The 26,356-nt window shown below is 62.3% G+C and carries 28 protein-coding genes; 11 read left to right on the top strand and 17 right to left on the bottom strand.

Annotation, left to right across the window (positions count from 1 at the left end; genetic code table 11):
- Positions 1-58 precede the first annotated feature (58 nt).
- Both E2A64_RS06275 and E2A64_RS06270 read right to left on the bottom strand, forming a co-directional pair.
- A complete protein-coding gene (locus tag E2A64_RS06275; RefSeq protein WP_133283534.1) occupies positions 59-484 on the bottom strand; it encodes a PACE efflux transporter in 426 nt (141 codons plus the stop codon).
- A gap of 256 nt (positions 485-740) precedes the next feature.
- Positions 741-1,877, bottom strand: coding sequence for a site-specific DNA-methyltransferase (locus E2A64_RS06270; protein WP_133283533.1), 1,137 nt, complete (start codon positions 1,875-1,877; stop codon positions 741-743).
- Positions 1,878-2,089: 212 nt separating this feature from the next.
- On the opposite strand from E2A64_RS06270, the gene E2A64_RS06265 reads away from it, so the two are divergent.
- Positions 2,090-2,779, top strand: a complete 690-nt coding sequence (locus E2A64_RS06265) for an HAD family hydrolase (protein ID WP_133283532.1) — start codon at positions 2,090-2,092, stop codon at positions 2,777-2,779.
- A 19-nt stretch (positions 2,780-2,798) separates the two neighbouring features.
- Here the strand turns inward: E2A64_RS06265 and E2A64_RS06260 are convergent, their stop codons facing one another.
- On the bottom strand, positions 2,799-3,353 hold the full coding sequence (locus E2A64_RS06260) for a hypothetical protein (RefSeq protein WP_133283531.1): 555 nt from the start codon (positions 3,351-3,353) through the stop codon (positions 2,799-2,801).
- Between the two features lie 199 nt (positions 3,354-3,552).
- Here E2A64_RS06260 and thrC point away from each other — a divergent pair, with 199 nt between their 5' ends.
- Genes thrC through E2A64_RS06240 form a run of 4 tightly spaced genes read left to right on the top strand, consistent with a single transcriptional unit; the run spans position 3,553 to position 9,839 of the window.
- Entirely contained in the window at positions 3,553-4,950 is a 1,398-nt protein-coding gene (gene thrC / locus E2A64_RS06255; protein WP_133283530.1) for a threonine synthase, read from the top strand.
- Between the two features lie 17 nt (positions 4,951-4,967).
- Positions 4,968-6,266 (top strand): M16 family metallopeptidase, encoded by a 1,299-nt coding sequence (locus E2A64_RS06250; RefSeq protein ID WP_133283529.1) that lies wholly within the window; start codon positions 4,968-4,970, stop codon positions 6,264-6,266.
- A gap of 16 nt (positions 6,267-6,282) precedes the next feature.
- Positions 6,283-6,903 (top strand): GNAT family N-acetyltransferase, encoded by a 621-nt coding sequence (locus tag E2A64_RS06245; RefSeq protein WP_133283528.1) that lies wholly within the window; start codon positions 6,283-6,285, stop codon positions 6,901-6,903.
- 44 nt (positions 6,904-6,947) lie between these two features.
- Entirely contained in the window at positions 6,948-9,839 is a 2,892-nt protein-coding gene (locus tag E2A64_RS06240) for an EAL domain-containing protein (protein WP_428977452.1), read from the top strand.
- A gap of 48 nt (positions 9,840-9,887) precedes the next feature.
- Here E2A64_RS06240 and E2A64_RS06235 read toward each other — a convergent pair whose 3' ends face one another.
- Entirely contained in the window at positions 9,888-10,505 is a 618-nt protein-coding gene (locus E2A64_RS06235) for a YqgE/AlgH family protein (RefSeq protein WP_133283527.1), read from the bottom strand.
- A 173-nt stretch (positions 10,506-10,678) separates the two neighbouring features.
- Between E2A64_RS06235 and E2A64_RS06230 the strand changes: the two genes are divergently transcribed.
- Both E2A64_RS06230 and E2A64_RS06225 read left to right on the top strand, forming a co-directional pair.
- The gene (locus tag E2A64_RS06230) at positions 10,679-11,512 is read left to right on the top strand and encodes a protein-disulfide reductase DsbD domain-containing protein (RefSeq protein WP_133283526.1); all 834 of its coding nucleotides are present in this window, start codon (positions 10,679-10,681) and stop codon (positions 11,510-11,512) included.
- A 99-nt stretch (positions 11,513-11,611) separates the two neighbouring features.
- On the top strand, positions 11,612-12,097 hold the full coding sequence (locus E2A64_RS06225) for a peroxiredoxin (RefSeq protein WP_133283525.1): 486 nt from the start codon (positions 11,612-11,614) through the stop codon (positions 12,095-12,097).
- Positions 12,098-12,157: 60 nt separating this feature from the next.
- Here the strand turns inward: E2A64_RS06225 and rnhA are convergent, their stop codons facing one another.
- From rnhA to coxB, 12 genes are all read right to left on the bottom strand, one after another.
- Positions 12,158-12,595 carry a ribonuclease HI gene (gene rnhA, locus E2A64_RS06220; RefSeq protein WP_133283524.1) on the bottom strand — a complete coding sequence of 146 codons (438 nt, stop codon included), beginning with the start codon at positions 12,593-12,595 and terminating at the stop codon, positions 12,158-12,160.
- Positions 12,592-13,584: a homoserine kinase gene (locus E2A64_RS06215; protein ID WP_133283523.1), complete on the bottom strand. Its 993-nt coding sequence runs from the start codon at positions 13,582-13,584 to the stop codon at positions 12,592-12,594. The genes rnhA and E2A64_RS06215 overlap by 4 nt, the downstream gene beginning before the upstream one ends.
- 2 nt (positions 13,585-13,586) lie before the next feature.
- Positions 13,587-14,594 carry a 4-hydroxy-3-methylbut-2-enyl diphosphate reductase gene (gene ispH, locus E2A64_RS06210; RefSeq protein ID WP_133283522.1) on the bottom strand — a complete coding sequence of 336 codons (1,008 nt, stop codon included), beginning with the start codon at positions 14,592-14,594 and terminating at the stop codon, positions 13,587-13,589.
- Between the two features lie 107 nt (positions 14,595-14,701).
- On the bottom strand, positions 14,702-15,442 hold the full coding sequence (locus E2A64_RS06205) for an SURF1 family protein (protein ID WP_133283521.1): 741 nt from the start codon (positions 15,440-15,442) through the stop codon (positions 14,702-14,704).
- On the bottom strand, positions 15,435-15,827 hold the full coding sequence (locus tag E2A64_RS06200; protein ID WP_133283520.1) for a DUF983 domain-containing protein: 393 nt from the start codon (positions 15,825-15,827) through the stop codon (positions 15,435-15,437). Before E2A64_RS06200 ends, E2A64_RS06205 begins: the two co-directional genes overlap by 8 nt.
- 36 nt (positions 15,828-15,863) lie before the next feature.
- A complete protein-coding gene (locus E2A64_RS06195; protein WP_133283519.1) occupies positions 15,864-16,142 on the bottom strand; it encodes a GNAT family N-acetyltransferase in 279 nt (92 codons plus the stop codon).
- Between the two features lie 78 nt (positions 16,143-16,220).
- Positions 16,221-17,102, bottom strand: coding sequence for a cytochrome c oxidase subunit 3 (locus E2A64_RS06190; RefSeq protein ID WP_133283518.1), 882 nt, complete (start codon positions 17,100-17,102; stop codon positions 16,221-16,223).
- A gap of 61 nt (positions 17,103-17,163) precedes the next feature.
- Positions 17,164-17,772 (bottom strand): cytochrome c oxidase assembly protein, encoded by a 609-nt coding sequence (locus E2A64_RS06185; RefSeq protein ID WP_133283517.1) that lies wholly within the window; start codon positions 17,770-17,772, stop codon positions 17,164-17,166.
- Positions 17,773-17,790: 18 nt separating this feature from the next.
- Positions 17,791-17,943: a hypothetical protein gene (locus E2A64_RS17905; RefSeq protein WP_174235748.1), complete on the bottom strand. Its 153-nt coding sequence runs from the start codon at positions 17,941-17,943 to the stop codon at positions 17,791-17,793.
- A gap of 1 nt (position 17,944) precedes the next feature.
- The gene (locus E2A64_RS06180; protein ID WP_133283516.1) at positions 17,945-18,892 is read right to left on the bottom strand and encodes a heme o synthase; all 948 of its coding nucleotides are present in this window, start codon (positions 18,890-18,892) and stop codon (positions 17,945-17,947) included.
- A 104-nt stretch (positions 18,893-18,996) separates the two neighbouring features.
- A complete protein-coding gene (gene ctaD / locus E2A64_RS06175) occupies positions 18,997-20,652 on the bottom strand; it encodes a cytochrome c oxidase subunit I (protein WP_133283515.1) in 1,656 nt (551 codons plus the stop codon).
- A gap of 17 nt (positions 20,653-20,669) precedes the next feature.
- Positions 20,670-21,545, bottom strand: coding sequence for a cytochrome c oxidase subunit II (gene coxB / locus E2A64_RS06170; RefSeq protein WP_244598161.1), 876 nt, complete (start codon positions 21,543-21,545; stop codon positions 20,670-20,672).
- A 385-nt stretch (positions 21,546-21,930) separates the two neighbouring features.
- Between coxB and E2A64_RS06165 the strand changes: the two genes are divergently transcribed.
- The 3 genes from E2A64_RS06165 (at position 21,931) to E2A64_RS06155 (ending at position 25,194) form a co-directional block, all read left to right on the top strand.
- Positions 21,931-22,425: an invasion associated locus B family protein gene (locus tag E2A64_RS06165; protein ID WP_428977466.1), complete on the top strand. Its 495-nt coding sequence runs from the start codon at positions 21,931-21,933 to the stop codon at positions 22,423-22,425.
- A gap of 143 nt (positions 22,426-22,568) precedes the next feature.
- On the top strand, positions 22,569-23,984 hold the full coding sequence (gene tldD, locus E2A64_RS06160) for a metalloprotease TldD (protein WP_133283513.1): 1,416 nt from the start codon (positions 22,569-22,571) through the stop codon (positions 23,982-23,984).
- A gap of 136 nt (positions 23,985-24,120) precedes the next feature.
- Positions 24,121-25,194, top strand: coding sequence for a polysaccharide deacetylase family protein (locus tag E2A64_RS06155; protein WP_133283512.1), 1,074 nt, complete (start codon positions 24,121-24,123; stop codon positions 25,192-25,194).
- A 12-nt stretch (positions 25,195-25,206) separates the two neighbouring features.
- Here the strand turns inward: E2A64_RS06155 and pdxH are convergent, their stop codons facing one another.
- Positions 25,207-25,827, bottom strand: a complete 621-nt coding sequence (gene pdxH / locus E2A64_RS06150; protein WP_133283511.1) for a pyridoxamine 5'-phosphate oxidase — start codon at positions 25,825-25,827, stop codon at positions 25,207-25,209.
- Between the two features lie 155 nt (positions 25,828-25,982).
- On the opposite strand from pdxH, the gene E2A64_RS06145 reads away from it, so the two are divergent.
- A complete protein-coding gene (locus E2A64_RS06145; RefSeq protein ID WP_158285697.1) occupies positions 25,983-26,324 on the top strand; it encodes an RT0821/Lpp0805 family surface protein in 342 nt (113 codons plus the stop codon).
- Positions 26,325-26,356: the final 32 nt, after the last annotated feature.

Genomic DNA, 26,356 nt, shown 5'->3' with positions numbered 1-26,356 from the left:
GGATAAAAGCCCCTTATCGGATTGAAGACGCCCGGCCCACAGCCGGGCGTTTTGCTTATCAGCGGGAGGTCGCGGCCTCGGGCGGAAAAACGAGGTCGTAGCCCCATGTGAAGACGAAGGCGTAGACCATGTAGAAGGCCGCGAATGCGATATCGATCAGGAACGCCTCGAAAAGCGAAATCCCCATCCACCAGGCGAATATGGGAAGCAGCAGGACGAGAAGCGTGAGTTCGAAGCCGACAGCGTGAAGGATCCTGAGCGGCAACGTCTTCGACGTGGTACCGCGCCATGCGCGCAGCAAGTGATCGAAACCGAGATTGAAGATGTAGTTCCACAGCGTCGCGCCGGTGGCACCCATCAGCACGAGGATGCCGGTCTGATCCATGGGATGGGCAAACAGCCAGGCAAAGAGCGGGGTGACTATAATGAGGCCGATGATCTCGAAACTCAGGGCCTGGCGGATACGGTCTTTGGTACTGCGCATGGGGTGCTCCGATTGTCTTGAACCGGGCCGTCCCGCATGATGACCGCAAGGGCCGGACGAAGCCGTCTTCGTCCGTGGCTGGATATAGGCCCTCAGGCGGTGCAAGGCAATATCCGCGTCCTGACAGGAAAAGCGCCCGGCCTTTGGGAAGCCGGGCGCTCTGCGTCCACCGGTGACTGGAGGTACTCGACAACCAGTGGGTAGTTAGCGCATCAATCCGGCGAGGTCTCCACACCCCGCCAGATCAACGCGAAATTCAGCCGGCGCGCGCCATTTCCGCGCGAACGATGGTCCGGAATTCGTCGATGGGCGCGAGTTCGCCGTCCTTTTCGGTGTGCCAGAACGTCCAGCCGTTGCAGGCATCGAAGCCCTGGACGGCAGCTCCCACCTTGTGGATGGACCCGGCGACATTGTCCGCGACCACGGTGCCGTCGGCGCGCACGATCGCCTTGAAGCGCTTGCGGCTGTCGGTCAGCACCTGGCCGGGACGGATAAGGCCGGCTTCGATGAGCACGTTGAAGGCGACGCGCGGCTCGGCACGCTTGCCGGTCATGACCGTGAGTTCGGCCTTGCCGAGCGGCTCGACCGCATCGATGCGCTTGCGGGCGGCATCGATGTAGCTGTCCTCGCGCTCGACGCCGACGAAATGACGGCCGAGGCGGCGGGCCACGGCGCCGGTCGTTCCGGTACCGAAGAACGGATCGAGCACCACATCGCCCGGCTTCGACGACGCCATCATGATGCGGGCGAGAAGCGCTTCGGGCTTCTGGGTCGGGTGGACCTTCCGTCCGTTCTCGTCCTTGAGGCGTTCGCCGCCGGTGCAGATCGGGAACAGCCAGTCCGAGCGCATCTGCACATCGTCATTGGCCGCCTTCATGGCTTCGTAGTTGAACGTGTAGGACTTGGCGTCGGCATCGCGCGAGGCCCAGATCAGCGTCTCGTGCGCATTCTGGAACCGGCGGCCACGGAAGTTCGGCATCGGGTTGGTCTTGCGCCAGACGACGTCGTTCAGGAGCCAGAAGCCCAGATCCTGCAGCGAGGAGCCGACGCGGAAGATGTTGTGGTAGGAGCCGATCACCCAGATGGTGCCGTTGGGCTTGAGCACCCGGCGGCAGGCCAGAAGCCAGGCGCGGGTGAAGGCGTCATAGGCCTGGAAACTTTCGAACTGGTCCCAGTGATCGTTGACCGCATCGACCGCCGACTGGTCCGGACGGGTGAGATCGCCGCCGAGCTGAAGGTTGTAGGGCGGATCGGCAAAGATCATGTCGATGGAGCCGGCCGGGAGGGCTTCGAGGGCTGCCACGCAGTCGCCCTTGATGATGGTATCAAGCCAGGATTTGTCGGCTTCGGGGGAGAGCTTACGGATTTCGGCAAGCGAAACAGAAGAGGCCATCGCGGTACTCGCTACTAGGACGCAGAACAATTGGCATCATGGTTACCGAACAGAGTAAACAACCGGTGAATGACTGACATTTTTCGGGAAAGATGGTTGCAGGACGTCCGGCCTGCCACCCGCGCCAACGGGCACAAAGCCCTGCCATGCCTTGCATCCGCCCCATCCTTCAGGTAGCCCGCCATCGTCACGAAAAAGGAGACGGGAAACCCATGTCAGGTTTCGACCTCATCATCTTCGATTGCGACGGCGTGCTCGTCGACAGCGAGATCATCGCCGCCCAGGTGGAAAGCAAGCTGCTCGGCCAGGCCGGCTATCAGATTTCGCCGGAAGAACTCGCCCAGCGCTTCGCGGGATTGACCTGGAAGGACATTCTTCTGGAGGTGGAACGCGAGAGCGAGATCCCGCTGCAGGCGTCACTTCTCGACAAGAGCGACAAGATGATCGACCAGCGTCTGGCACGTGACCTGCTCGCGATCGACGGCGCTGCACGCGCGGCAGCCCTTCTGCCGGGCAAGAAGTGCATCTGCTCGAATTCGGGTTCGAAGCGGCTGGAGATGATGCTCAAGCGCACCGGCCTTGCCCCGATCTTCGGCGCGAACGTCTTTTCCGCGATGGACACGCCGGACGTGCGCACCAAGCCCGCGCCCGACATTTTCCTTCATGCCGCCAGGCAAATGCAGGCCAAGCCCGCCAATACGGTGGTGATCGAGGATTCGGTCCACGGTATCGAGGGTGCGCGGGCAGCAGGCATGCGCGTGGTGGGCTTTACCGGCGCCACCCACAGCTATCCCGGCCATGCCGACCGGTTGACGGATGCAGGCGCGGAAACGGTCATTCACCGCATGTCCGACCTGGCCGCCACGATCGAAGCGCTTTCGGCCTGGTCGGAACTGGGTTGAAACTGACGGATCCGGTGCGTTACGGCGTGTCGTAGGGCCCCGGATCGAAGCCGACCCAGACCTTGACGTTGGCCGCCTGGCTGGCGGGGAACGTCACGGTGTTGTTGGTGAACAGGAACTGTGCGGTCGGATCGCCCGAGGGGAGGTCCACGCTCGTCTTCTGAAGTTCCGAATAGAGCGTAGTCTCGTTGCTGCGCACCACGACGCGAAGCGGAAGCTCGACGGCACCCGGACCGCCGGCCGGACCGGCAACCACGCGGCCGGAGGCCTGCACGGTCATGACGATGTCCGAACCGGAGAGACGGCACTGGCGCGTCGTGTCGGAAATCGACGCCTGGTGAACCACCTTCGTCGCGTCACCATCGCCGCCCTTGGCGTATTTGGTGAAGTAGGCCGTGCCCTCCCTCAGCGCAAGCGCCGGACACTCACCCTGCACGACAGCCGACTGGGTTTTCTCGTCGATGCCGGATTTGAGGTTTGGATTGAGAACCTTGGCGGTATCCGTGCCCTGACACGCCGTCAGAATTGCGGCGAGCGTCAGGGCGGTGCCGATACGCGATAACGAATTGAACACGATCTAACTACCCTCGAAACAACCCCTTTTATGCAGATCAAGGGGCCTTTGCATGTCAATGTGGCTTGGTTTATACCAGCGCCGCGGCGGAAATGCGACCGGCGTTATGTCATCTCGCGCCGTTCGCGTCCAGCATCGGACATGATCCGCTTTCAGGGCCGTCAGCTTAACCGGCCCAATCCATATCGGGGAAAGTCAATTGGAATACATCTCGACACGCGGCGAGGCCCCTGCCCTCGGCTTCAGCGACGCACTTCTGGCGGGGCTGGCACGCGATGGCGGCCTTTATGTTCCGCGTGAATGGCCGCAGTTTTCGAGCCGTGACATCCGGGCGATGCGCGGACAGAGCTATCAGGAAATCGCCTTTCGCATCATCTCTCGTTTCGTCGGCGGTGAAATCGCGGACGAAGCGCTCCGCACGATGATCGACGAGGCCTATGCCACCTTCCGGCATCCGGCCGTAGCGCCCCTCGTCCAGTCGGGACCCAATTCCTTTGTCCTCGAACTCTTTCACGGCCCGACCCTCGCCTTCAAGGATGTGGCGATGCAGTTGCTCGCCCGGCTGATGGATCACGCGCTGGCCGAACGCGGGGAGCGGGCGACCATCGTGGGCGCCACGTCCGGCGACACCGGCGGCGCCGCCATCGACGCCTTTGCGGGACGCGACCGCACCGACATCTTCATCCTCTTCCCCAAGGGGCGTGTCTCCCCGGTGCAGCAACGCCAGATGACCAGCTCGACCGAGGCCAATGTCCACGCACTCGCCATCGAGGGCAATTTCGACGACTGCCAGGACATCGTCAAAGCGATGTTCAGCCATGCCGGGTTCCGCGACAAGGTGCAGCTTTCCGGCGTGAACTCGATCAACTGGGCGCGGATCATGGCCCAGATCGTCTATTACTTCACGGCAGCGGTTTCGCTCGGCGCCCCCTCGCGCAAGGTGTCGTTCACGGTGCCGACGGGCAATTTCGGCGACATCTTTGCCGGCTACGCCGCCAAGCGCATGGGACTGCCGGTCTCCAGGCTGGTGATCGCCACCAACGAGAACGACATCCTGGCGCGTACCTTGCGCACCGGGCGCTACGAGATGAAGGGGGTGAAGGCCACCACCTCACCCTCGATGGACATCCAGATCTCGTCGAATTTCGAACGGCTTCTGTTCGAAGCCTCCGGGCGCGATTCGGCCTCGGTGCGCTCGGCCATGGGGCAGATGCGCCAGTCGGGCGGTTTCGATCTCGAGGAAACCACGCTGAAGGCGATCAAGAAGGAATTTTCGGCAGGCCGCGCCAGCGAGAAGCAGGTCAAGGCCAAGATCGCCGAAATCGCCGGTCAGACCGGATATGTGATCGACCCCCACACGGCTGTCGCCATGCATGTGGCGGCGAAGGCCGAAAAGGCCAACGCCCCCATGGTTGCGCTGTCGACCGCCCATCCGGCGAAATTCCCCGAAGCGGTAAATTCCGCAAGCGGTATTGACCCGGCGCTTCCGCCGTGTCTGACTGACCTGATGCAACGGGAGGAACGGTTCCAGGTGTTGCCCGCAGACCAGGGTAAGGTTGAAGCCCATATCCTGGCTCAAGCGCGGGCCGTCCGCTGAACCGGGAAAGCACAAGCATGAACGTACGCACTACCACGCTCTCCAACGGCATGACTGTCGTCACAGAGACGATGCAGCACCTGGAGAGCGCCGTTCTCGGCGTCTGGGTACGCTCGGGATCACGAAACGAAAATCCGGACGAGCACGGGATCGCTCATCTTCTCGAACACATGGCCTTCAAGGGCACCAGGCGTCGCACCGCCCGCCAGATCGCCGAGGAGATCGAGAATGTCGGCGGCGAGGTGAATGCCGCGACGTCGACGGAAACGACCTCCTATCACGCCCGCGTGCTCAAGGATGACGTGCCGCTGGCAATCGATATCCTGGCGGACATCCTCACCTCCTCGACATTCGATGCCGGTGAGCTCGAGCGCGAGAAGAACGTCATCCTTCAGGAGATCGGCGCGGCCAACGACACGCCCGACGACGTGGTGTTCGACCGTTTCGCCGAGGCGGCCTATCGCGACCAGACGATCGGACGTCCCATTCTCGGCACTCCGACGACCGTGAAATCGTTCACGCCTGACCAGCTGCGCGGCTATCTCAAGTGCCACTATACCGGCGACCGGATCGTCGTGGTGGCCGCCGGTGCGGTGGATCACGATCAATTCGTGAAGATGGTGGAAGACGCGTTCGGCGACATGATCGCTCCGACCAACGCAGCACTGCCCGAGCTGACCGAAGCCAGGTATACCGGCGGCGAATACCGCGAGATGCGCGACCTGATGGACGCGCAGGTTCTCATCGGCTTCGAGGGACGGGCCTACCAGGCGCGCGATTTCTATGCGTCTCAGGTTCTCGCCAACATTCTGGGCGGCGGCATGTCCTCGCGGCTTTTCCAGGAAGTGCGCGAAAAGCGCGGGCTATGCTACTCCGTCTACGCCTTCCACTGGGGTTTCTCGGATACCGGCATGTTCGGCATTCATGCGGCCACCGGCCAGGAAGACCTGGGCTCGCTGATGCCGGTGATCTTCGACGAGCTGTCCAAGGTCGCCGACCATGTCGACGTCAGCGAGATCAACCGTTCGCGCGCCCAGACCCGCGCGGCCCTTCTGATGTCGCAGGAAAGCCCGTCGGCCCGCGCCAGCCAGATCGCCCGGCAGATGCTGCTCTTCGGTCGTCCCGTCTCCAACGCCGAACTGATGGAACGGCTCGATGCGATCACGCCCGACCGGCTGACCGATCTCGCGGGCCGGCTGTTCTTCGAGACGCCGCTGACGGTTTCGGCGGTCGGTCCCGTGACGCCGCTGATGGACGGCGACACCATGAAGGCCGCCCTGTCCGGCTCGCGCCGGATGCAGACGGCCGCCGAATAGCGGCACGCCCGGGAATATGCTGAGACCGACCTTCCGCTTCCGCCAGCGCATCCGCGATATGACGGTGCTGGAAGGGCAGAAGGTCTATCTCGCACATCCTCGCCAGGAAGACTTCGACAACTGGCGCGACCTGAGACGCACAAGCCGCGCCTTTCTCGAGCCGTGGGAGCCGCGCTGGCCGGTGGACGACCTCACCCGCGAGGCCTTCCGCCATCGCATCCGCCGCTACGATGCGGACCGCTCGGGCGGCTTCGCCGATCCCTATTTCATCTATCTGACCGAAACGAACGCGCTCGTCGGCGGGATCACCATCGGATCGATCCGCCGGGGCGCCGCGGAAAGCTGCATGCTCGGCTACTGGATGGGCGAAAGCTACGCCGGACAGGGGCTCATGTATGCCGCCCTGCAGGTCGTCATTCCCCACATCTTTGAAAGGCTGCGGTTGCACCGCATCGAGGCGGCCTGTATTCCCGAAAACCAACGCAGTTCCAAACTCCTTGAAAAAGCCGGGTTTCGCCGAGAGGGGTATCTGCACAGCTACTTGCGCATCAACGGCGTCTGGCGTGACCACCTCCTCTACGCGATGATCGCGGACGATTGGCGGGAGCGGCAGGCCGCCTTGAAGGCCACGAGGTGAATTTGTCCCACTTCCGATCTCATCATCACAGCGGACCAGGTTGGTTGAGGAACGCCGTGATCGTGCTCGGGCTGATGACGATCGCGCTCATCGAACTCACGGGCGCTGCCCGCGCGCTCGAGCCGGTCCGCATCAGCCGCGAGGACACCGCACTCGACCTGACCGCCACGACGGAAATCTACCGCGGACGCGGCGAGGCCTTTCAGGTCTCCACCGCGCCGGGCGCCGACGGCATCGTCCGACGCATCGAGGTGCGTGCCTCGGATGCCAAGCATTCCGGCGACTGGGCCGTCTTCGCGCTCGCCAACGTCTCGGACGAGCAGCTCGACAGGCTGATCGTGGCGCCGCATTTCCGCCTTGCCGGCTCCGGCGTCCTGTGGCCTGATCTCGGTGCCGAGCGCATTCTTTCGATCACGCCCAGCGAGGGCTTCGCACTCGACCGTGTGCCGAATGACGAGGACGACGTCTTCCGCATCACGCTCAATCCGGGAACCGTGGTCACCTTCGTTGCCGAACTTGCGACCCCGGACCTGCCGCAGATCTATCTCTGGGAACCCGACGCCTACAAGGACACGGTCAACGCATTCACGCTCTATCGCGGCGTGGTCATGGGCATTGCAGGCCTGCTGGCGGTGTTCCTGACGATCCTCTTCGTGGTCAAGGGCACCTCGATGCTGCCCGCAACCGCGGCGCTGGCCTGGGCGGTGCTCGCCTATGTATCGGTCGATTTCGGCTTCCTGTCGAAGCTGATCAGCGTCACGCCCGGGGACGAGCAGATGTGGCGAGCCGGCACGGAAGTGTTTCTCGCAACCGGCCTGGTGGTCTTCCTCTTCGCCTATCTCAACCTCAACCGCTGGCATATCAATCTGGCCTTCGTGACGGCTGCCTGGATCATCGGCCTGGGCGCCCTGTTCGCGGTGGCGATCTACGATCCTGCAATCGCGGCGGGCATTGCGCGGCTGTCGCTGACGGCCACGACGATCGCCGGCGTGGCGTTGATCCTCTTTCTCGGCTTCAACCGCTACGACCGCGCCATCATGCTGGTGCCGACATGGGCCCTCGTGGTGTGCTGGATGTTCGGCGCCTGGCTGACGGTCACCGGCCAGTTGTCCAATGACATCATCCAGCCTGCGCTCGGCGGCGCGCTGGTGCTGATCGTGCTGCTGATGGGCTTCACCGTGGTGCAGCACTCTTTCGCCGGCGGCGCGTTCCATCACGGCCTGTTCTCCGACATGGAGCGACAGGCGCTTGCGCTTACCGGCGCGGGCGACATCGTCTGGGACTGGGATGTGCTGCGCGACCGTCTTGTCACCATCCCGGACATATCGCCGACCTTCGGCTACTCGCCCAACAGCCTCTCCGGCCCGGTCAGGAACTGGCTTCCTCATATCCATCCGGATGATCGCGATCGCTTCCGCACCTCGCTCGACGCGCTGCTCGAACATCGCCGCGGACGGCTCAACCTCGAATTCCGGGTCCGGGCCGAGGACGGCCATCACCACTGGATGCAGCTGCGCATCCGTCCGGTACTCGGCTCCAGCGGCGAAGTGATCCGCTGCGTTGGCACCATCGTCGACGTGACCGAGCAGAAGGCGGCGGAAACCCGCCTGCTTCACGATGCGGTGCATGACAACCTGACCGGCCTTCCCAATCGGCAGCTCTTCGTCGATCGCCTGGAAATGGCCATCGCGGCGGCCGAAGCCAATCCGATCATGCGGCCGACCGTGTTCATGATCGACCTCGACGATTTCCGCCGTGTCAACGAAAAGCACGGCATGTCGGTGGGCGATACCATCCTGCTCGCCGTCACCCGGCGGCTGAAGCGTCTGTTGAAGCCGCACGATTCGCTTGCGCGCATAGCCGGCGACCAGTTCGGGCTGATCCTTGTTTCCGAACAGGAACCTGCCCGCGTGGCGGCACTGGCGGAAGCCATCAGCACCGCCATTTCGGCACCCATCGATTTCGCCAACCAGGAAATCCATCTGACGGCCTCCATCGGCCTCGTCACGTGGGTCGAACGCGGCGCGGTGCCCGAGGAGTTGATGAAGGATGCCGACCTCGCCATGGCGCAGGCCAAGCGCTTCGGCGGCAATCGCATCGAGCCCTTCCGGCCCGCCTTCCGCACCGTCGGCTCCAATCGCCAGCGTCTCGAACAGGATCTGCGCCGGGCGATCGAACGCGGCGACCTGACCTTGGTCTACCAGCCGATCGTGCGGATGGAAGATGCCGAGATCGCCGGTTTCGAAGCGCTGCTTCGCTGGGACGACCCGAAGCGCGGCGTGGTTTCGCCTTCGGAATTCATCCCGATCGCGGAGAGTTCGGACCTGATCCTGCGTCTGGGCATGTATGCGCTGCGCGGGGCGGCCAACGACCTATCGAACTGGCTGGCCGCAGTCGGCGACATTCCGATCTTCATGTCGGTCAACCTGTCCTCGGCACAGCTGTTGAAGGCCGATCTCTGCAACGATGTCATCCACGCGATCTCGGACTCGCGCTGCGCGCCCGAGCGTTTCAAGCTGGAACTCACCGAAACTCTGGTGATGCACAATCCGCAGCAGGCGCTGGTGACGCTCTCACGGCTCAACGAAGCCGGCATCGGGCTGTCGCTCGACGATTTCGGCACAGGCCATTCGTCGTTGTCCTACCTCACCCGCTTCCCCTTCTCGACGATCAAGATCGACAAGTCTCTGGTCAGCGAGCCGACAGAGCGGCGCGGCGTACTGCTGCGCTCGATCGTCAAGCTCGCCAAGGATCTCGACATGACGGTGGTGGCAGAAGGCGTGGCAAACGAGGACGACGCGGAATTGCTGGCCGAAATGGGCTGCGATTACGCTCAAAGCTTCCTCTACGGCCCGCCCATCGGCCCGGATTCGGTAATGCGGCTCCTGCGCGAACGCTACAGCCATTCCAGCGGTGGAACCGGCACGGACGGATAGCCGTCAGGCGGGATCCCGACCGAATTCACTTGATAGGGAAAGGCCGGATCAGGCGCGACCGGCCTGCATGGACAGCATGGCAGGCTGCACGCCCATCATCTTGAGAACCCGCTCATACTTGTCGTCGGTATAGGCGTCGAAGACGATGTCGTCATTGGCGGGACAGCTCAGCCAGGAATTGGCGGCCATCTCTTCCTCGAGCTGCCCCGGCGACCAGCCGGCATAGCCCAGAAGCATGATGCCGCGCTCGGGGCCCCTGCCCTCGTTGATCGCGCGCAGGATATCGACGGTCGCCGTCAGACAGAGTTCGTCGCTGACCGGCATGGTCGACTGGCTGTGATAGTCGTCCGAGTGCAGCACGAAACCCCGGCCCGTATCCACCGGCCCGCCCGAGAGGACGGGGAAATCGACGGCATCGCCCGATGCGCGGCCGATGGACCTGGCGCGATCGGCGTTCTGGAGATCCAGCTTGCTGATAAGCTCGGAAAAGCACATGTCCTGCGGGCGATTGATGATGAACCCCATCGCGCCGTCGTCAGAATGGGCGCAGATGAAGACGACGCTGCGCTGAAAACGCTCATCGGCCATGTTGGGCATGGCGATGAGAAAATGGCCGTCCAGACAGCCACGTTCCCGAACTGACAGGTGATCTTCAGGTTTCGTCATATATCCAGCGTAGCAAGTTTTGCGCGGTTGGAAAGGGCTATTCCTTGGCCGGTTCCGGTCATTTCTGACGACAGCCGTCTCACGCGGATATGATTGGCGGTGAAACCTCATCACTGGCAAACGGTTATCCGCCGCGATAGTTTCTCCGGCAGCAAGGCTTCAAAGGAGACAGGATGCACCCCAAATCTGCCGTAACGGCACTTCTGGCCGGTTTTTTGTCTGTTTCGGGCATTCCCGCATTGGCACTCGACAGCGGCTGGGTGGAGACGGAAGGCGCGCGCATGCGTCTGGTCGTCGATCCCGAACCGGATGCTTCCGGCATCACCCGGGGTGCCCTCGAGATCGATCTGGACGAAGGGTGGAAAACCTACTGGATCGATCCCGGCGCCTCCGGAATACCGCCGCAGGTCGATCTCTCGGCCAGCAGCGGCATCGAACTTACGGCCCTTCGCCTGCCCGCCCCCATCCGCGTCGATGACGGTTACTCGGTCTGGGCCGGCTACAAGCATCCGCTCAGCTTCGCGATCGAGATGAAGCGTGACGGCGGTGCTGCCGATCTGAGGGCCAAGGTCTTTCTCGGCCTTTGCGAGAAAATCTGCGTGCCCTTTCAGACGGAGTTCGACATCGCTCTTCCCGCTCCGGCGGATATTAATGGCACAGACGTGCGCGCGAGGGTCGCCGTGGAGAAAGCCTTCGCCGGACTTCCTGGCCCGGCAAGCGAGGATTTCGACGTTCTCTCCGCCCGGAGCGATGAAGGTGACAGCACGATCACCGTGGATGTGAAAGTGCCCCAAGGCGCCGAAGATCAGGCTTCAATCTTCGTGCATGGCGAGGGAGGCTGGCTGTTCGGCACGCCTGAACCGGCTGTAAGCGAAGACGACAAGCTGCACTTTTCGCTCCCGATCGAGGGGCGCCCCAGGCCGGATGCAGAGAACGCCGAACTCGATGTCGTGGTGACGCTGGGAGAGCGTTCGATCGAAAAATCGGTCCTTCTCGAAAGAAACTGAATGATGCGCCATCTCGCCTTTTCTGCTTCCGCTGTTGCAAACCCATGCCATAAATGCCGGCGCATTCATTTTTCATAACCATCAGATACGGAGATAGACATGAGCATTTCGATCGGCGACAAGCTGCCTGAATTCACCCTGAAGGAAACAGCGCCCGAAGGCATGAAGGAAGTGACCATCAGCGAGATCTTCAGCGGCAAGAAAGTGGTCCTTTTCGCCGTGCCCGGCGCCTACACCCCGACCTGCACGCAGAACCACATGCCGGGCTATCTGAAGAACTACGACGCCATCAAGGCGAAGGGTGTCGACGATATCGCCGTCGTAGCCGTCAACGACGCCTTCGTGATGGATGCCTGGGCAAAATCGACCGGCGGTGCAGGCAAGATGCGCTTCCTCGTGGACTGGGACGCCGCCTTCACCAAAGCGCTCGGCATGGAAATGGACCTGTCCGGCGGCACGCTCGGCATCCGTTCGAAACGCTATTCGATGATCGTCGAGGACGGCAAGGTCACCCGGCTCAACATCGAGGACAGCCCGAGCGAGGCGGTCACCTCGGGTGCCGAAGCGCTGCTCGAACAGCTGTGATGAACAACAAAAGCGGGCCATGGCCCGCTTTTTCATTACCTGCCGATCGCGCCTTGCGGGCTACTTCTTGAAAGGCGCCATGCCTGCGCGAGCGAGTTCGTCGGCGCGTTCGTTTTCCGGGTGCCCGGCATGGCCCTTGACCCAGTGCAGCGTCACCTTGTGGCGGTTGCGCGCCTCTTCCAGCTGCTGCCAGAGTTCGGCGTTCTTGACCGGCTTCTTGTCCGCCGTCTTCCAGCCGTTCTTCTTCCAGCCGAAAATCCACTTGGAGATCCCGTCCTTCACATAGGCGCTGTCGGTGTAGAGATCGATTTCGCAAGGGCTCTTGAGGGCATTGAGCGCCTGGATGGCCGCCATCAGTTCCATGCGGTTGTTGGTGGTCTGGGCCTCACCGCCCGACATTTCCTTTTCCTTGTCGCCATAGCGCAGGATGGCGCCCCAGCCGCCCGGGCCGGGGTTTCCGGAACAGGCGCCGTCAGTGAAGATATCGACATGTTTCATGGGGCAGTTTCCTCGATATGGCCCGCGCGGCGCAGGCCGTATTCGGAGGCATTGTCGACAGCGCGATGGAAGCGCAGCTTGCGCAGGTATTCCCGCGGATCCTTCTTGACCACGAGCGCGCCCTCGGGCGTCGTCAGCCAGTCATAGAGGCGGGTGAGCAGGAAGCGTAGTGCGGCACCCTGAGCAAGGATCGGCAGGGCTGCGACCTCTTCCGCTGAAAGGCTGCGCACGTCGGTGTAACCGTCGATCAGCGCCATCCCCTTGGTGAGGTTGTAGGAGCCGTCGGGCTCGAAGCACCAGGCATTGATGCAGATGGCAAGGTCATAGACGAGGAAGTCGTTGCAGGCGAAATAGAAATCGATGATGCCTGACAGCTCGTCGCCGATGAAGAAGACGTTGTCGGGGAACATGTCGGCGTGGATGACGCCCTCCGGCAGGCCCTTGGGCCATCCCGCTTCGAGCGCATCGAGCGCCTGGGTGATTTCGATGGCGAGACCTTTCTCCACCTCGTCGGCGCGGGCGGCGGATCTCTCCCAGAGCGGACGCCAGGAATCGACGGACAGCGCGTTGGGGCGGACGATCTCAAATCCCTCACCGGCGACGTGCATGGCGGCAAGCGCCCGGCCGGTCTCGCGGCAATGGGTTACGGAGGGCTTGCGCGGCCACATGCCTTCGAGAAACGAGATGACGGCGGCAGGACGGCCGGCCAGTACGCCAAGCGTCTCGCCATCCCTGCGCCGGATGGGCAACGGACAGGACAGGCCGTTGCCGGCCAGATGATCCATCAGCCCGAGGAAGAACGGCAGATCGTTCGGATTCACCCGCTTTTCGTAAAGGGTGAGAATGAAATTGCCCTGCGACGTGTGGAGCTGGAAGTTGGAATTCTCCACGCCCTCTGCAATCCCCTTGTAGGAGAGCAGCTGGCCGATATCGTAATCGGCGATGAAAAGCTGGAGATCGGTTTCCGAAACGTCGGTATAGACGGCCATGGTCAGTTGGTCCCGTTCACGAAGGCCATGTCGTCGATGGTCAGCTCGACGTCGCGCAATTCGCGGTTGACGAGAAAGTTTTCGGTTTCCTGCGTGGTTTCCGCCAACTCGATGGTGACATCGAAACGGTCCCGGAAGGCATCGATGATTTCCGCCACGACGACTTCGGGCGCCGAGGCGCCAGCAGAAAGGCCGAGCGTCGATATCTCGCCGATATCGTCCCAATCGATCTCGGAAGCGCGCTGCAGCAGGATCGAGCGCTCCGCACCGGCCTTCAGCGCCACTTCCACCAGCCGGCGGGAGTTGGAGGAATTCGGCGCGCCCACCACCGCGAAGAGATCGCAGCCCGGCGCGGCTGCCTTCACCGCATCCTGCCGGTTGGTGGTGGCGTAGCAGATCGATTCGGCCGCAGGCGCGGTGATTGCGGGGAAGCGCTCGTGAAGCCGCGTGATCACCTGCGCGGTATCGTCGACCGAAAGGGTAGTCTGGGTGACGAAGCCGAGCGCCTCGGGGTCGGCGGGCGACAGCGCGTCGACATCGTCCACCGTCTCGATCAGGGTGACCGCCCCTTCCGGCAACTGCCCCATCGTGCCGATGACTTCGGGGTGTCCCCTGTGGCCGATCAGGAGCACATGGCGACCGAGGCGTTCATGGCGCATGGCCTGCTTGTGGACCTTCGAGACAAGCGGACAGGTGGCATCGAGATAAAAGAGATTGCGGCCTTCGGCATCCGCCGGCACGGATTTCGGCACGCCGTGGGCGGAAAATATCACCGGCTGGCCGTGATGCTCCGGCGGGATCTCGTCGAGTTCCTCGACGAAGACCGCTCCCTGCGCTTCAAGTCCCTCGACGACGAAACGGTTATGGACGATCTCGTGGCGGACATAGACCGGTGCGCCGTATTTCTTCAACGCCAGCACCACGATCTGGATGGCGCGATCCACCCCGGCGCAGAAACCGCGCGGGCCGCAAAGCCTGATCGTCAACTTGTGTCGGGTCATGGGTCGCATCTCACGGCTGTTTCTCGCGGACATCGAACGGCCCGGCGAGGCATCGTCCTGTTCTCGCCCTTAGACAGATTCGGCGTGGCTCCTGTCAAGGCGCGGGCGGTGCGGTTTCACGTCTGGCGGCGAAGAAACCGGGCGGCGAACACACCGGCGAGCGCCAGCGCCAGCCCGTACCAGGTGACGGCATATTGAAGGTGATTGTTGGGCAGCGAAATGATCGTCACCCCGCCCACCGGCCAGCCGCCGGGGTTCGGTGTGTCGTCCGCATCGACATAGAGGTCGACGACGCGGGCCGGGTCGAGACCGGCATTCTCCGTGAAGCCGTCGAGGTCCTTCCAGTAGAAGATGTTGTTGGCCGGATCATTCTCCGGCACGACCCATGACGGCTTCCGGTGAAGCGTATCCCGGGCAAGACCGGTGACCGTCACCTCGCCTTCGGGCTGACTTTCGGGACGGGTCGCAGGATCCTTGAAATCGATGCCGACGAAACCGCGATTGATGAAAATGACCGAGCCGTCGGCCCGCTCCATCGGCGTATAGACATAATAGCCCGAAAAGCCTTCATGGGTTGCGAAGAAGAACTGCTCGCGATCATTGAGAAAACGGCCGGTCACGGTGGTGCGGCGGTATTCCACCGGTTCACCCTCAACCTGCATGGCGAGGATTTCGCCGAGCGGGCGCGGCTCTGCATGGCTGCGCTCGTCGATGGCCGCCAGCAGGGCTTCCTTCCAGAAAAGCCGCTGGACCTGCCATGTGCCGAGCGCGATCAGGATCGCGAAAGCAACGAGGGCCAGTACCGAGACGAGAACGCCGGGTCCGCGCCGTGTCTTGCCCGAAGCAGTCTCAACCACGATCGATGCTGCCCTCTGCAGCCTTGTTGCGGTATTGCAGCGCGATCAGCAGGCCCTTGCTCATCCGCAGTCCGGCGAGACACAGGGCGGTTGCCACAGGCAGCCAGATCAACGCCTGCAGCCAGACCGGCGGTGAATAATTGATCTCGAGCCACATGGCGAAGCCGACGACAATGAAGCCGACGATCATGATGACGAAGACGGCGGGACCATCACCCGCGTCGGCGAAGGAATAATCCAGCTTGCAGCTGGCGCAGCGGTCCTTGACGCTCAGAAGCCCGTCAAACATCGCGCCCTGCCCGCAGCGGGGGCAGCGGCCCCTGAGCCCGACCGATACCGGATCGACGGGCGGGAAATGAGCGGTGTCCTTGCTGTGGTCTTCCATGATGGTCCTGACGTGTTTCGTTCGGGGGCGCCGCTCTCAGTTGACGACGTCCTTCCATTCGGGATGGCGGATGGCCTGCGCCTTGAAGAAGGGGCAGAGCGGAAAAATCTTCCAGCCCCCTGCCCGGGCCTCTGCGACTGCGTGTTCGGCGAGCGCCTGCCCGACCTTCTTGCCGCGGAGTTCGCCCGGCACACCGGTATGATCGATGATGATCAGTTTCTCGGATGCGCGTGAATAGGTCATCTCGGCTTCATAGCCATCGACGGTGGTGACATAACGGCCACCGGAAGCGGTCTTTTCCTCGGTTATATCCATTTCGCAACTCCTGAAAAAGCGAGGGGCGGCTGCGCAAGCACAACCGCCCCGTCGGAAGAATGACCAGCGACCGGTCCGTTACATGGCTTCGTGGATCGGCGCGCCCCAGCTGCCCCATATATAGATGGAGAAGAAGAGGAAGAGCCAGACAACGTCAACGAAGTGCCAGTACCAGGCAGCGGCCTCGAAACCGAAATGCTTCTGGGGGGTAAAATCCCCGCGAGCGGCACGGATCAGGCAAACCAGCAGGAACACGGTGCCGACGAAGACGTGGAAGCCGTGGAAGCCGGTGGCCATGAAGAAGGTGGCGCCGTAGATCGAATCCGCGAACGCGAACGGAGCGTGCATGTACTCATAGACCTGCACGAAGGAGAACAGCACGCCGAGCAGAACGGTCAGCGTCAGGCCGGACACGATGCCCTTGCGGTCATTGTGCAGCAGTGCGTGGTGCGCCCAGGTCACGGTGGTCCCCGAAAGAAGCAGGATCACGGTGTTGTAGAGCGGCAGATGAAGCGGATCGAGAACCTCGATACCGGCAGGTGGCCACTGGCCGCCGGTGAATTCGGTGCGGGCAACCTGGTGCAGGTCACCGGGGAAGAGGCTTGCTTCGAAGAAGGCCCAGAACCACGCAACGAAGAACATCACCTCGGAAGCGATGAACATCATCATGCCGTAACGCAGGTGAAGCGAGACGACGCGGGTATGATGGCCCTCGTGGCTTTCCTTGATGGTATCCGACCACCAGCCGAACATGGTGTAGAGCACGATCAGAAGGCCGATGAAGAACAGCCAGGGGCTGGCCCAGTCGATGCCGAACATGAGCATCTGGCTGCCTTCGACATACTTCATGTAGCAGATGCCGCCAAAGGCCATGACCAGCGCGCCGACCGAGCCGACGAAGGGCCAGGGGCTCGGATCGATGATGTGATAGTCGTGGTGCTTGCTGTGAGCGTCGGCCATTAGGTTACCCCCGATAAGGTCACGTCTCGCACCGGGTCTCTCCCAACCCGGCGCAGATTGATCAAAGTTGTTTGTTGTCTTGCACCGGCTTTGCAGCCGCCGCAACGGGTTTTTCCTTCTCGTGCGGATAGAAGGTGTATGACAGTGTAATCGTCGTGATGTCCTTCGTGTCCTCGTCATTGACGATGTCGGGATCGACGAAGAATACCACCGGCATTTCGAGTTTCTCGCCCGGCTTGAGCGTGGTCTCGGTGAAGCAGAAGCACTGGACCTTGTTGAAATAGGCGCCCGCCGACTGCGGGGTGACGTTGTAGGTCGCCTGCCCGGTCAGCTCGTGATCGGTGTTGTTGACCGCAAGATAGTTGGCCTGCACGGTCTCGCCGATCTTGAGCTTGATCTCGCGCCTTTCCGGGCCGAAATCCCAGGCGAGCCCGGAGCCGGTATTGGCGTCGAAATGAACCTTGATATCGCGATCGAGCACGGTCTCGGAGGCCTGGTCCACGCGCTGGGTCGTGCCGCCATAGCCGGTGACCTGGCAGAACATGGCGTAAAGCGGCACGGCGGCGTAGCTCATGCCGACCATGCCGCCGACGAATGCAAGGCACGACACGACGATCCGCAAATCCTTGCGGGCCCTCTTGTTCTCCTTGTCGTTGGTATGTTCGGTCATGGCTCTTTCCAGATCGGTTTACATGGGGCGGTTGAACAGGTTGGGCCCGAGCTTGATCACGGTGATCACATAAAAAAGGACCGCGAGCGCGGCAAGCACCAGGCCGAGCGCGATCGAGCGGCTGCGGCGGGCCTTTTTCTGCGCCTCGGTGAGTTCCACCTTGTTGTCCATATCAGGCCACCATCGCCAGAAGCTGCGGCACCAGCGCGTCGACCAGAAGCGCGGCGAAGATGATCGCGAGATAGAGCAGCGAGAAGCCGAAGAGCTTCTTGGCCGGGATCATCCGCTCGTCGCCTTCAGGCATCCGGAGAACGGCGACCGAGTACCATACGAAGCCGGCACCGAGCAAAAGGGCAACCGCGCCATAGGCAAGGCTTGCGAAGCCAAGCGCTGCCGGCATCACGCCGGAAATCGCGGTCAGGACCGCATAGACAACCATCTGGCGCTTGGTCGAGGCTTCGCCCACGACGTTCGGCATCATCGGGACGCCGGCCTTGCCGTAATCGCCGGACTTGAAGAGCGCCAGCGCCCAGAAGTGGGCCGGCGTCCACAGGAAGATGATCATGAACAGGACGACGCTTTCGATCGTCACGTCGCCCGTGACGGCCGCCCAGCCGATCACCGGTGGCAGCGCTCCGGCGGCGCCGCCGATGACGATGTTCTGCGGCGTCGAGCGCTTGAGCCAGATCGTGTAGACGACGGCGTAGAAGAAAATGGTGAAGGCGAGCAAGCCGGCGGCGAGCCAGTTCGCTGCGAGCCCGAGGGTGACGACCGAGAAGGCGGCAAGCGTGAGGCCGAAGCCCAGCGCGCTCGACCCGTCGATGCGACCTGCGGGAATGGGACGATTGGCGGTGCGGCCCATGACAGCGTCGATATCGGCGTCGTACCACATGTTGAGCGCGCCGGAGGCGCCGCCGCCGATGGCGATGCACAGGATCGCGATAAAGCCGATCACCGGATTGATGTGTCCGGGGGCGACCAGCATGCCGACGAGGGCTGTGAATACGACGAGGGACATCACCCGCGGCTTGAGCAGCGCAAAGAAGTCGCGCGCGTCACCATCCGTAAGGATCGGAGCTGTGCCGAGGGGCAGGTTTTCGTCTGTCGAAGTGACGGACATGGATCTTCCCGATTTTTGTTTTCCTGGCCGGCAAAGATCCGGCTGGGTGGGAGACAGGCCGGGCTGTCGAGCGGGCGGCCTGTCTCCTTGTCTCGTTCCGGCGCTTACTTGATGCGCGGAAGCTTTTCCCACTGGTGGTACGGCGGGGGCGACGAAAGCTGCCATTCGAGCGTCGTCGCGCCTTCACCCCAGGGATTGTCGCCAGCAACGCGCTTCTTGGCGAAGGCTTCCCAGACACCGTAGAGGAAGACCACCACGCCGAAGGCCGAGATGTACGAGCCGTAGGACGAGATCGCGTTCCAGCCGGCAAAGGCATCCGGATAGTCGATGTAACGGCGCGGCATGCCGGACAGGCCGAGGAAGTGCTGCGGGAAGAACACCAGGTTCACGCCGACGAACGTGATCCAGAAATGCGCCTTGCCGATGGCCTCGCTGTACATGTAGCCGAACATTTTCGGGAACCAGTAGTACCAGCCTGCGAAGATCGCGAAGACGGCGCCGAGCGACAGCACGTAGTGGAAGTGGGCAACCACATAGTAGGTGTCGTGGAAGGAGCGGTCGAGACCGGCATTGGCGAGCTGCACACCTGTCACACCGCCGACGGTGAACAGGAAGATGAAGCCGATCGCCCAGAGCAGCGGCGTCCGGAAGGTCAGCGAACCGCCCCACATGGTGGCGATCCACGAGAAGATCTTCACGCCCGTCGGAACCGCGATCACCATGGTGGCGAAGACGAAGTAGCGCTGGGTGTTGAGCGACAGGCCGACCGTATACATGTGGTGGGCCCACACGATGAAGCCGACGGCACCGATCGCGACCATGGCATAGGCCATGCCGAGGTAACCGAAGACCGGCTTGCGCGAGAAAGTCGACACGATGTGGCTGACGATGCCGAAGGCCGGCAGGATCAGGATGTAGACTTCCGGGTGACCGAAGAACCAGAACAGGTGCTGGAAGAGGATCGGGTCACCGCCGCCGGCCGGATCGAAGAAGGTCGTGCCGAAGTTGCGGTCGGTCAGGAGCATGGTGATGCCGCCTGCCAGAACCGGCAGCGAGAGCAGCAGCAGGAAGGCGGTCACGAGCACCGACCAGGCAAACAGCGGCATCTTGTGCAGCGTCATGCCGGGGGCGCGCATGTTCAGGATCGTGGTGATGAAGTTGATCGCACCCAGGATCGACGATGCACCGGCAACGTGGAGCGACAGGATCGCGAAGTCCATGGCCGGTCCGGGCTGGCCCGAAGTCGACATCGGCGGATAGATCGTCCAGCCGCCGCCCGTGCCGTAAGCGCCTGCCGGACCTTCGACGAACATCGAAAGCAGAAGCAGGATGAAGGCGGGGGGGAGAAGCCAGAAGGAGATGTTGTTCATCCGCGGGAAGGCCATGTCCGGCGCGCCGATCATGATCGGCACCATCCAGTTGGCGAAACCGCCGATCAGCGCGGGCATCACCATGAAGAAGATCATGATCAGGCCGTGAGCGGTGGTGAACACGTTGTACATGTGCTTGCCACCGTCGATGGCGGCGTCGCCCTCGAAGCCGTAAACCATGGCCGCCAGACCGTGGAAGATCTGGATGCCGGGCTCCTGGAGCTCCATGCGCATGGCCACCGACAGCGCGCCGCCGATAATGCCCGCCATGATGGCGAACATCAGGTAGAGCGTGCCGATGTCCTTGTGGTTGGTCGAGAAAAGCCAGCGACGGACAAAACCCTGCGGCTTGTGGTCGTGGTGTTCGTGAGCTGCAGCTGAACCTGCCATGTTTCCCACTCCCTTGATTATTCTGCGTTGGCAGCGACGTCGACGGACTTGGCGTCGTCGATGGCTGCCATCAGGTTCTTGTTGGCCGTCTGGAGATCGTCGGCGGCGGCCGAGTACCAGCTGTTGTACTGGTCTTCGGAGACGACGCGGATGGCGATCGGCATGAAGGCGTGGTCCTTGCCGCAAAGCTCCGAACACTGGCCGTAATAGAGGCCTTCACGCTCGGCATGGAACCATGTCTCGTTGAGGCGGCCGGGCACGGCATCCATCTTAACGCCGAATGCCGGCATCGCGAAAGAGTGGATGACATCGGCGCCGGTCACGAGGAGGCGGACGGTCTTGTCGACCGGAACGACGACCTCGTTGTCGACTGCCAGAAGACGCGGATAGGCGGCCAGATCTTCCTTGCCGGCACCAGCGCGGTCACCTTCCTGAAGCATGAGGGAGTCGAAGGAAACCTCGTTGTCGCTATCGGTCTGGTACTCGTAGCCCCAGTACCACTGATAGCCGGTCGCCTTGATGGTCATGTCGGCTTCAGGCGGAGAATATTGCGCAGTCAGGAGATTGAAGGAGGGGAATGCGAGGAAAAGCAGGATGAACACCGGCCCGAGCGTCCAGATTATCTCGATCGTGGTGTTGTGGCTGGTCCGCGACGGCACGGGGTTCGATTTCGCCCTGAAGCGGAACATCACGTAAATGAGCAACGCAAGAACGAAAAGCGTGATCGGGATGATGAACCAGAGGGTGTAAATCTCAAATGACGTGATCTGCTCCATGATGCCGGTTGCGGCATCCTGGAAGCGCATTTCCCAGGGCTTGGGCTGGTCTGCCCAGGCAGCACCTGCCAGGGCGGCATAGGACGTAATCGTCCCAGCGAGTAGTTTCGTTTTCACACTGTATCTCCCTCAAGTGGGCTGCCATGTCTGCGACACACGGAATCCCTCTTATCTCGGGGCAGCTTAAAACCACAGTTTCACAGCGCCCGCAACTGCCCCCAGAATGCGCCCCTGCGGCATTTTTTCGCAAGAGCCAGCCTCAGTTTTTCCTTGCGGGCACCTCAAAATCAGGGGGTCCAACCATGACCGCAGCATCGCAAGCGCGCAGGGACTGTGCGTTGCCACAACTTTTCGCCGGCCGATTGCAAGCCTCATTTTCGCCGTCAGTCCGTGAAAGAGGCCTGAAAACGGGTTTCAATTTGGTCGCTGCCCACTAAACAATACACAAAGTGATTCGCTGCACGGGTTGGTTATGAGAGTGACGTTCGCCAAAAAACTGTTCATCGGCCTGACGGCCGCAGCATTCTCGACGGGCGTTGCGGGTATCCTTCCCGTCTCGGCACAACAGGCCGGCACGGTGAAATCGAGCCATGGCGCCTGGTCTATCGTCTGCGACACGCCCGCAGGCGCGCCCGAAGAACAATGCGCACTCATGCAGAACGTGATTGCCGACGACCGCCCGGAAGTCGGGCTTTCCGTCGTCGTGCTCAAGACGGCCGACCAGCAATCGAAGATCCTGCGCGTGCTCGCGCCGCTCGGCGTGCTTCTGCCCTCGGGCCTCGGCCTCAATGTCGACGGCAAGGATATCGGCCGGGCCTATTTCGTGCGCTGCTTCGCCGACGGGTGCTATGCCGAGGTGATCCTCGACGAAAACCTGTTGAAGACGCTTCAGGGCGGCACCCAGGCCACCTTCATCGTCTTCCAGTCGCCCGAGGAAGGCATCGGCATCCCCGTCGATCTCTCCGGCTTTACCGAGGGCTACGCCGAACTGCCGTGAGGCAGCGAGCCGCGACGCCTAAATTTCCGACCATGTGAACTACGGGGTGAAATGGCGCACCGGATCGCCTACCTATAGGCCAAGCGCCGATACCAGCGCGGGCGGGCAGCAGCCCTGCCCCGCACCACATTCCGGAGAATTTCATGTCGCAAGACCTTCTTTCCCAGTTCGATATCGATGAAGCCGCGGTCGAGCGGATCGTCGGCGATGCGCTCGACGGGGCCGAGGACGGTGAGCTCTTCCTCGAATATGGCGAGGCCGAAACACTTCTCTTCGACAATGGCAGGCTCAAATCCGGCTCCTATTCGTCGGACCGGGGATTCGGCCTCAGATCGGTTTCGGGAGAGACGACAGGCTTCGCGCATTCGGGCGAATTTTCCGAAGCCGCGCTCAAGCGTGCGGCAGATGCGGTTTCGGCCGTCTCGCGCGGCTCGGGCGGCACTTATTCCGAAGCTCCGCAGAGGACCAACCGCATTCTCTACACGGACGCCAATCCGCTGGGCGAGCCGGGGTTCGAGCAGAAGGTCAGACTGCTCCAGGAAATGGACGCATATCTGCGCGACAAGGATGAGCGGGTGCGTCAGGTCACGGCTGCGCTCAGCGCAAGCTGGCAGGTCGTCGACATCCTGCGGGCCGACGGTCACCGGGTGCGCGACGTCCGCCCCATGACGCGGCTCAACGTTTCGGTCATGGTCGGCGAAGGCGACCGACAGGAAGCCGGCTCGTTCGGCATGGGCGGTCGCCAGTTGTTCGGCGATTTCCTGACCACGGAAAGCTGGCAGGACGGTGCGAACGAGGCGCTGCGCCAGGCGCTGGTCAATCTGTCGGCGATCGACGCCCCGGCGGGTACCATGGACGTGGTGCTCGGTGCCGGCTGGCCGGGCGTGATGCTGCACGAGGCCGTCGGCCATGGACTGGAAGGCGACGCCAACCGCAAGAAGACATCGGCCTTTGCGGGCCTCATGGGGCAGCGCGTGGCATCGAAGGGCGTGACAGTCGTCGATGACGGCACGATCGAAGGCCGCCGCGGCTCGCTCTCCGTCGATGACGAAGGCACCCCGTCGGGCTACAACGTCCTGATCGAGGACGGCATTCTGGTGGGCTACATGCAGGACCGGCAGAATGCGCGACTGATGGGCGTCAAGCCCACCGGAAACGGGCGCCGCCAGTCGCACGCCCACCAGCCGATGCCGCGCATGACCAACACCTACATGCTCGGCGGAGACCACACCAAGGACGAAATGATTTCTTCGGTGAAGAAGGGCATCTATGCGGTCTCGTTCGGCGGCGGCCAGGTGGACACGACGAGCGGCAAGTTCGTGTTCGGCTGTACGGAGGCCTACATGATCGAGGACGGCAAGATCGGCGCTCCGGTCAAGGGCGCGATGCTGATCGGCAACGGCCCCGAAGCGATGCAGCGTATCGCCATGGTCGGCAACGACATGGCGCTCGACACCGGTATCGGCATGTGCGGCAAGCAGGGGCAGAGCGTGCCCGTCGGCGTCGGCCAGCCGCACGTGCTGATGAATGCGATGACGGTTGGCGGTACACGAGTGTGACTCGCCCGCTAATTGCAACTCGTATCAACGCACCTCGATTCAAGATCGGTTAAACCTCGCTTGCTATATCGATAGCGAGAATACTTCCGGAGTTTGCTGTTTTAGCGACTTACGTGGAGCAAGGGATACCGTATTGATGCTGCAGGGACCAAAAGCAGTGGCTGCAAGGCGCTGGATCAAGCAGACCGCGATTCTGGGCGGTCTCGAGATTATGTCGCTTGCATCGAGAACCGGCCTTGCCCCGGACGTGCGCGGCAAGGGCGCGATATTCACGCTTCACCATGTCCGTCCGCACGAGACAAAGGCATTCGACCCTGTAGCGCATCTGAACGTCACACCCGATTTCCTCGAAGCCGCGATCGTTGCGGTCAAGGCGGCGGGCATGACGCCGATCGCGCTCGACGACCTTCCCGAGCACGCCAAGAAGGCCGACGAGACCAAGCCCGTCGTCATGTTCACGCTGGATGACGGCTACAAGGACAATCTCGAACATGCCGCTCCGGTTTTCGCCCGCCACGGCATTCCGTTCACCGTCTTCGCCACCGGCGGCTTTATCGACCGGACCCATTCGATCTGGTGGAAAACGGCAGAGGAGCTGATCCGCAAGCTCGATCGCTTCGAATTCGATTTCGGCGACGGCGTCGGCGTCACCAGCCTCGTGACTGAGACGCTGCAGCAGAAATACGCCGCCTATGACCGGCTCTACCGCTCGCTTGCCTGCGCTTCTCAGCACCAGATCATCGCACGGCTCGACGAGTACGCTCTCGACAACGGCATCGATCCGCTCGCCATCGTCGACCGGGAGGTCATGGACGAGGCAGGCCTGAGGGAACTGATCAAGAACCCGCTCGCAAGTCTCGGCGCCCATACGATCAGCCATTGCAACATGGCGCATGTCCCGGATGAACAGCTGCGCGCGGAAATCGAGCAATCGGTAAGCCGCATCGAGGCAATCACCGGCAAGCGCCCATCTGCCTTCGCCTATCCCTATGGCGGGCGCTGCGCGGCGGGCGAAAGGGAATTCCAGGCGGTCAGGGAGTCGGGCGTGGAACTCGCGGTCACCACGACCGCGGATATCCTGCGCATGGAAGACGCCAATGCACGCCACCGGCTCAACCGGATCTCGCTCAACGGCTATTATCAGAAGACCCGCTATGTGGAAGTACTCGCTTCCGGACTGCCGTTTGCGGCCAGGAACCTTGTTTTCTGAGGTTTTACGGCTCTAGGGATAGAGCCGCGTCTTCGACCAGTCCTCACCCTCGCCGCCGCGCTTGAACACCACGCGATCGTGCAGCCTGAACGGGCGGTCGTGCCAGAATTCGATCTGGGTGGGCATGATCCGGAAGCCCGACCAGTGCTCGGGCCGCGGGATCGAACCCACTGCATAGCGCGCGGTATATTCAGCCACGGCCTTTTCCAGCGCCCAGCGTCCTTCCAGCGGACGCGACTGCTTCGAGGCCCAGGCGCCGATGCGGCTGCCGCGCGGACGCGATTCGTAATACTCGTCGGCTTCCTCGCTGGAGACGATTTCCACAGGTCCGCGCACACGCACCTGGCGGCGCAGGCTTTTCCAGTGAAAACAAAGGGCTGCCTTCATCGTCGCAAGGATTTCCTGCCCCTTCGCACTCTCGAAATTGGTGTAGAAGACGAAGCCGCGCTCATCGAAGCCCTTGAGCAGAACCATCCGCACATCGGGCAGGCCATCTGCATCAACTGTGGCCAATGCCATGGCATTGGGGTCATTGACCTCATTTTCGCCTGCATCATTTAGCCAGTCTGAGAAGAGAGCGAAGGGTTCTCCAGCTTCGGTAAAGTCACCAGTTGTTAACCCTGAATCCGGCATTGTTCGACCTCGGTAGGGGTGAAATGGGCCCCGACTGCCCGCCAGGGAATTGCATGAGTGAATTAGCAGAAGCGAGAATGAGGGAAAAGAGGGGCGGCCGTCGCGGCTTCGCTCCCGCATTTGTTTGCCTTTGCGCGCTCGCCCTGTCGGGATGCATGAACACGCTCTCCAATCCTGTCGCTGCGCTTTCCGTCGACAAGACGACGACGGCTTCCGTTCCCGACCGTGCCCCGGATGCCGAGACGCTGTCCGATGAGGCGACGATCGCGACCGCGGTCGGCCTTGCACGTCCCGGCCTTCCCTATCCCTGGTCGAACAGCGTCACCGGAGCGGCGGGCGTGGTCACCGACGTGGCCGAGAGCTATGCAACCGGTCGCCAATGCCGCGCCTTCAAGACCAGCCGGCACGGCTTCGAGGGCATCGCGCTTTACGAAGGCTCGGCCTGCCTCTCCTCGACCGGCCTGTGGGAACTGCAGGACTTCCAGCCCACATCGTGACGCACTGCCGCTGATTTCCGATTTATCTCGCG

It is taken from the genome of Pseudohoeflea suaedae, assembly GCF_004354915.1.
Classification (GTDB): domain Bacteria; phylum Pseudomonadota; class Alphaproteobacteria; order Rhizobiales; family Rhizobiaceae; genus Pseudohoeflea; species Pseudohoeflea suaedae.
Note: the sequence above shows the minus strand (reverse complement) of the source record. Positions and strands in the feature narration are given on the sequence as shown.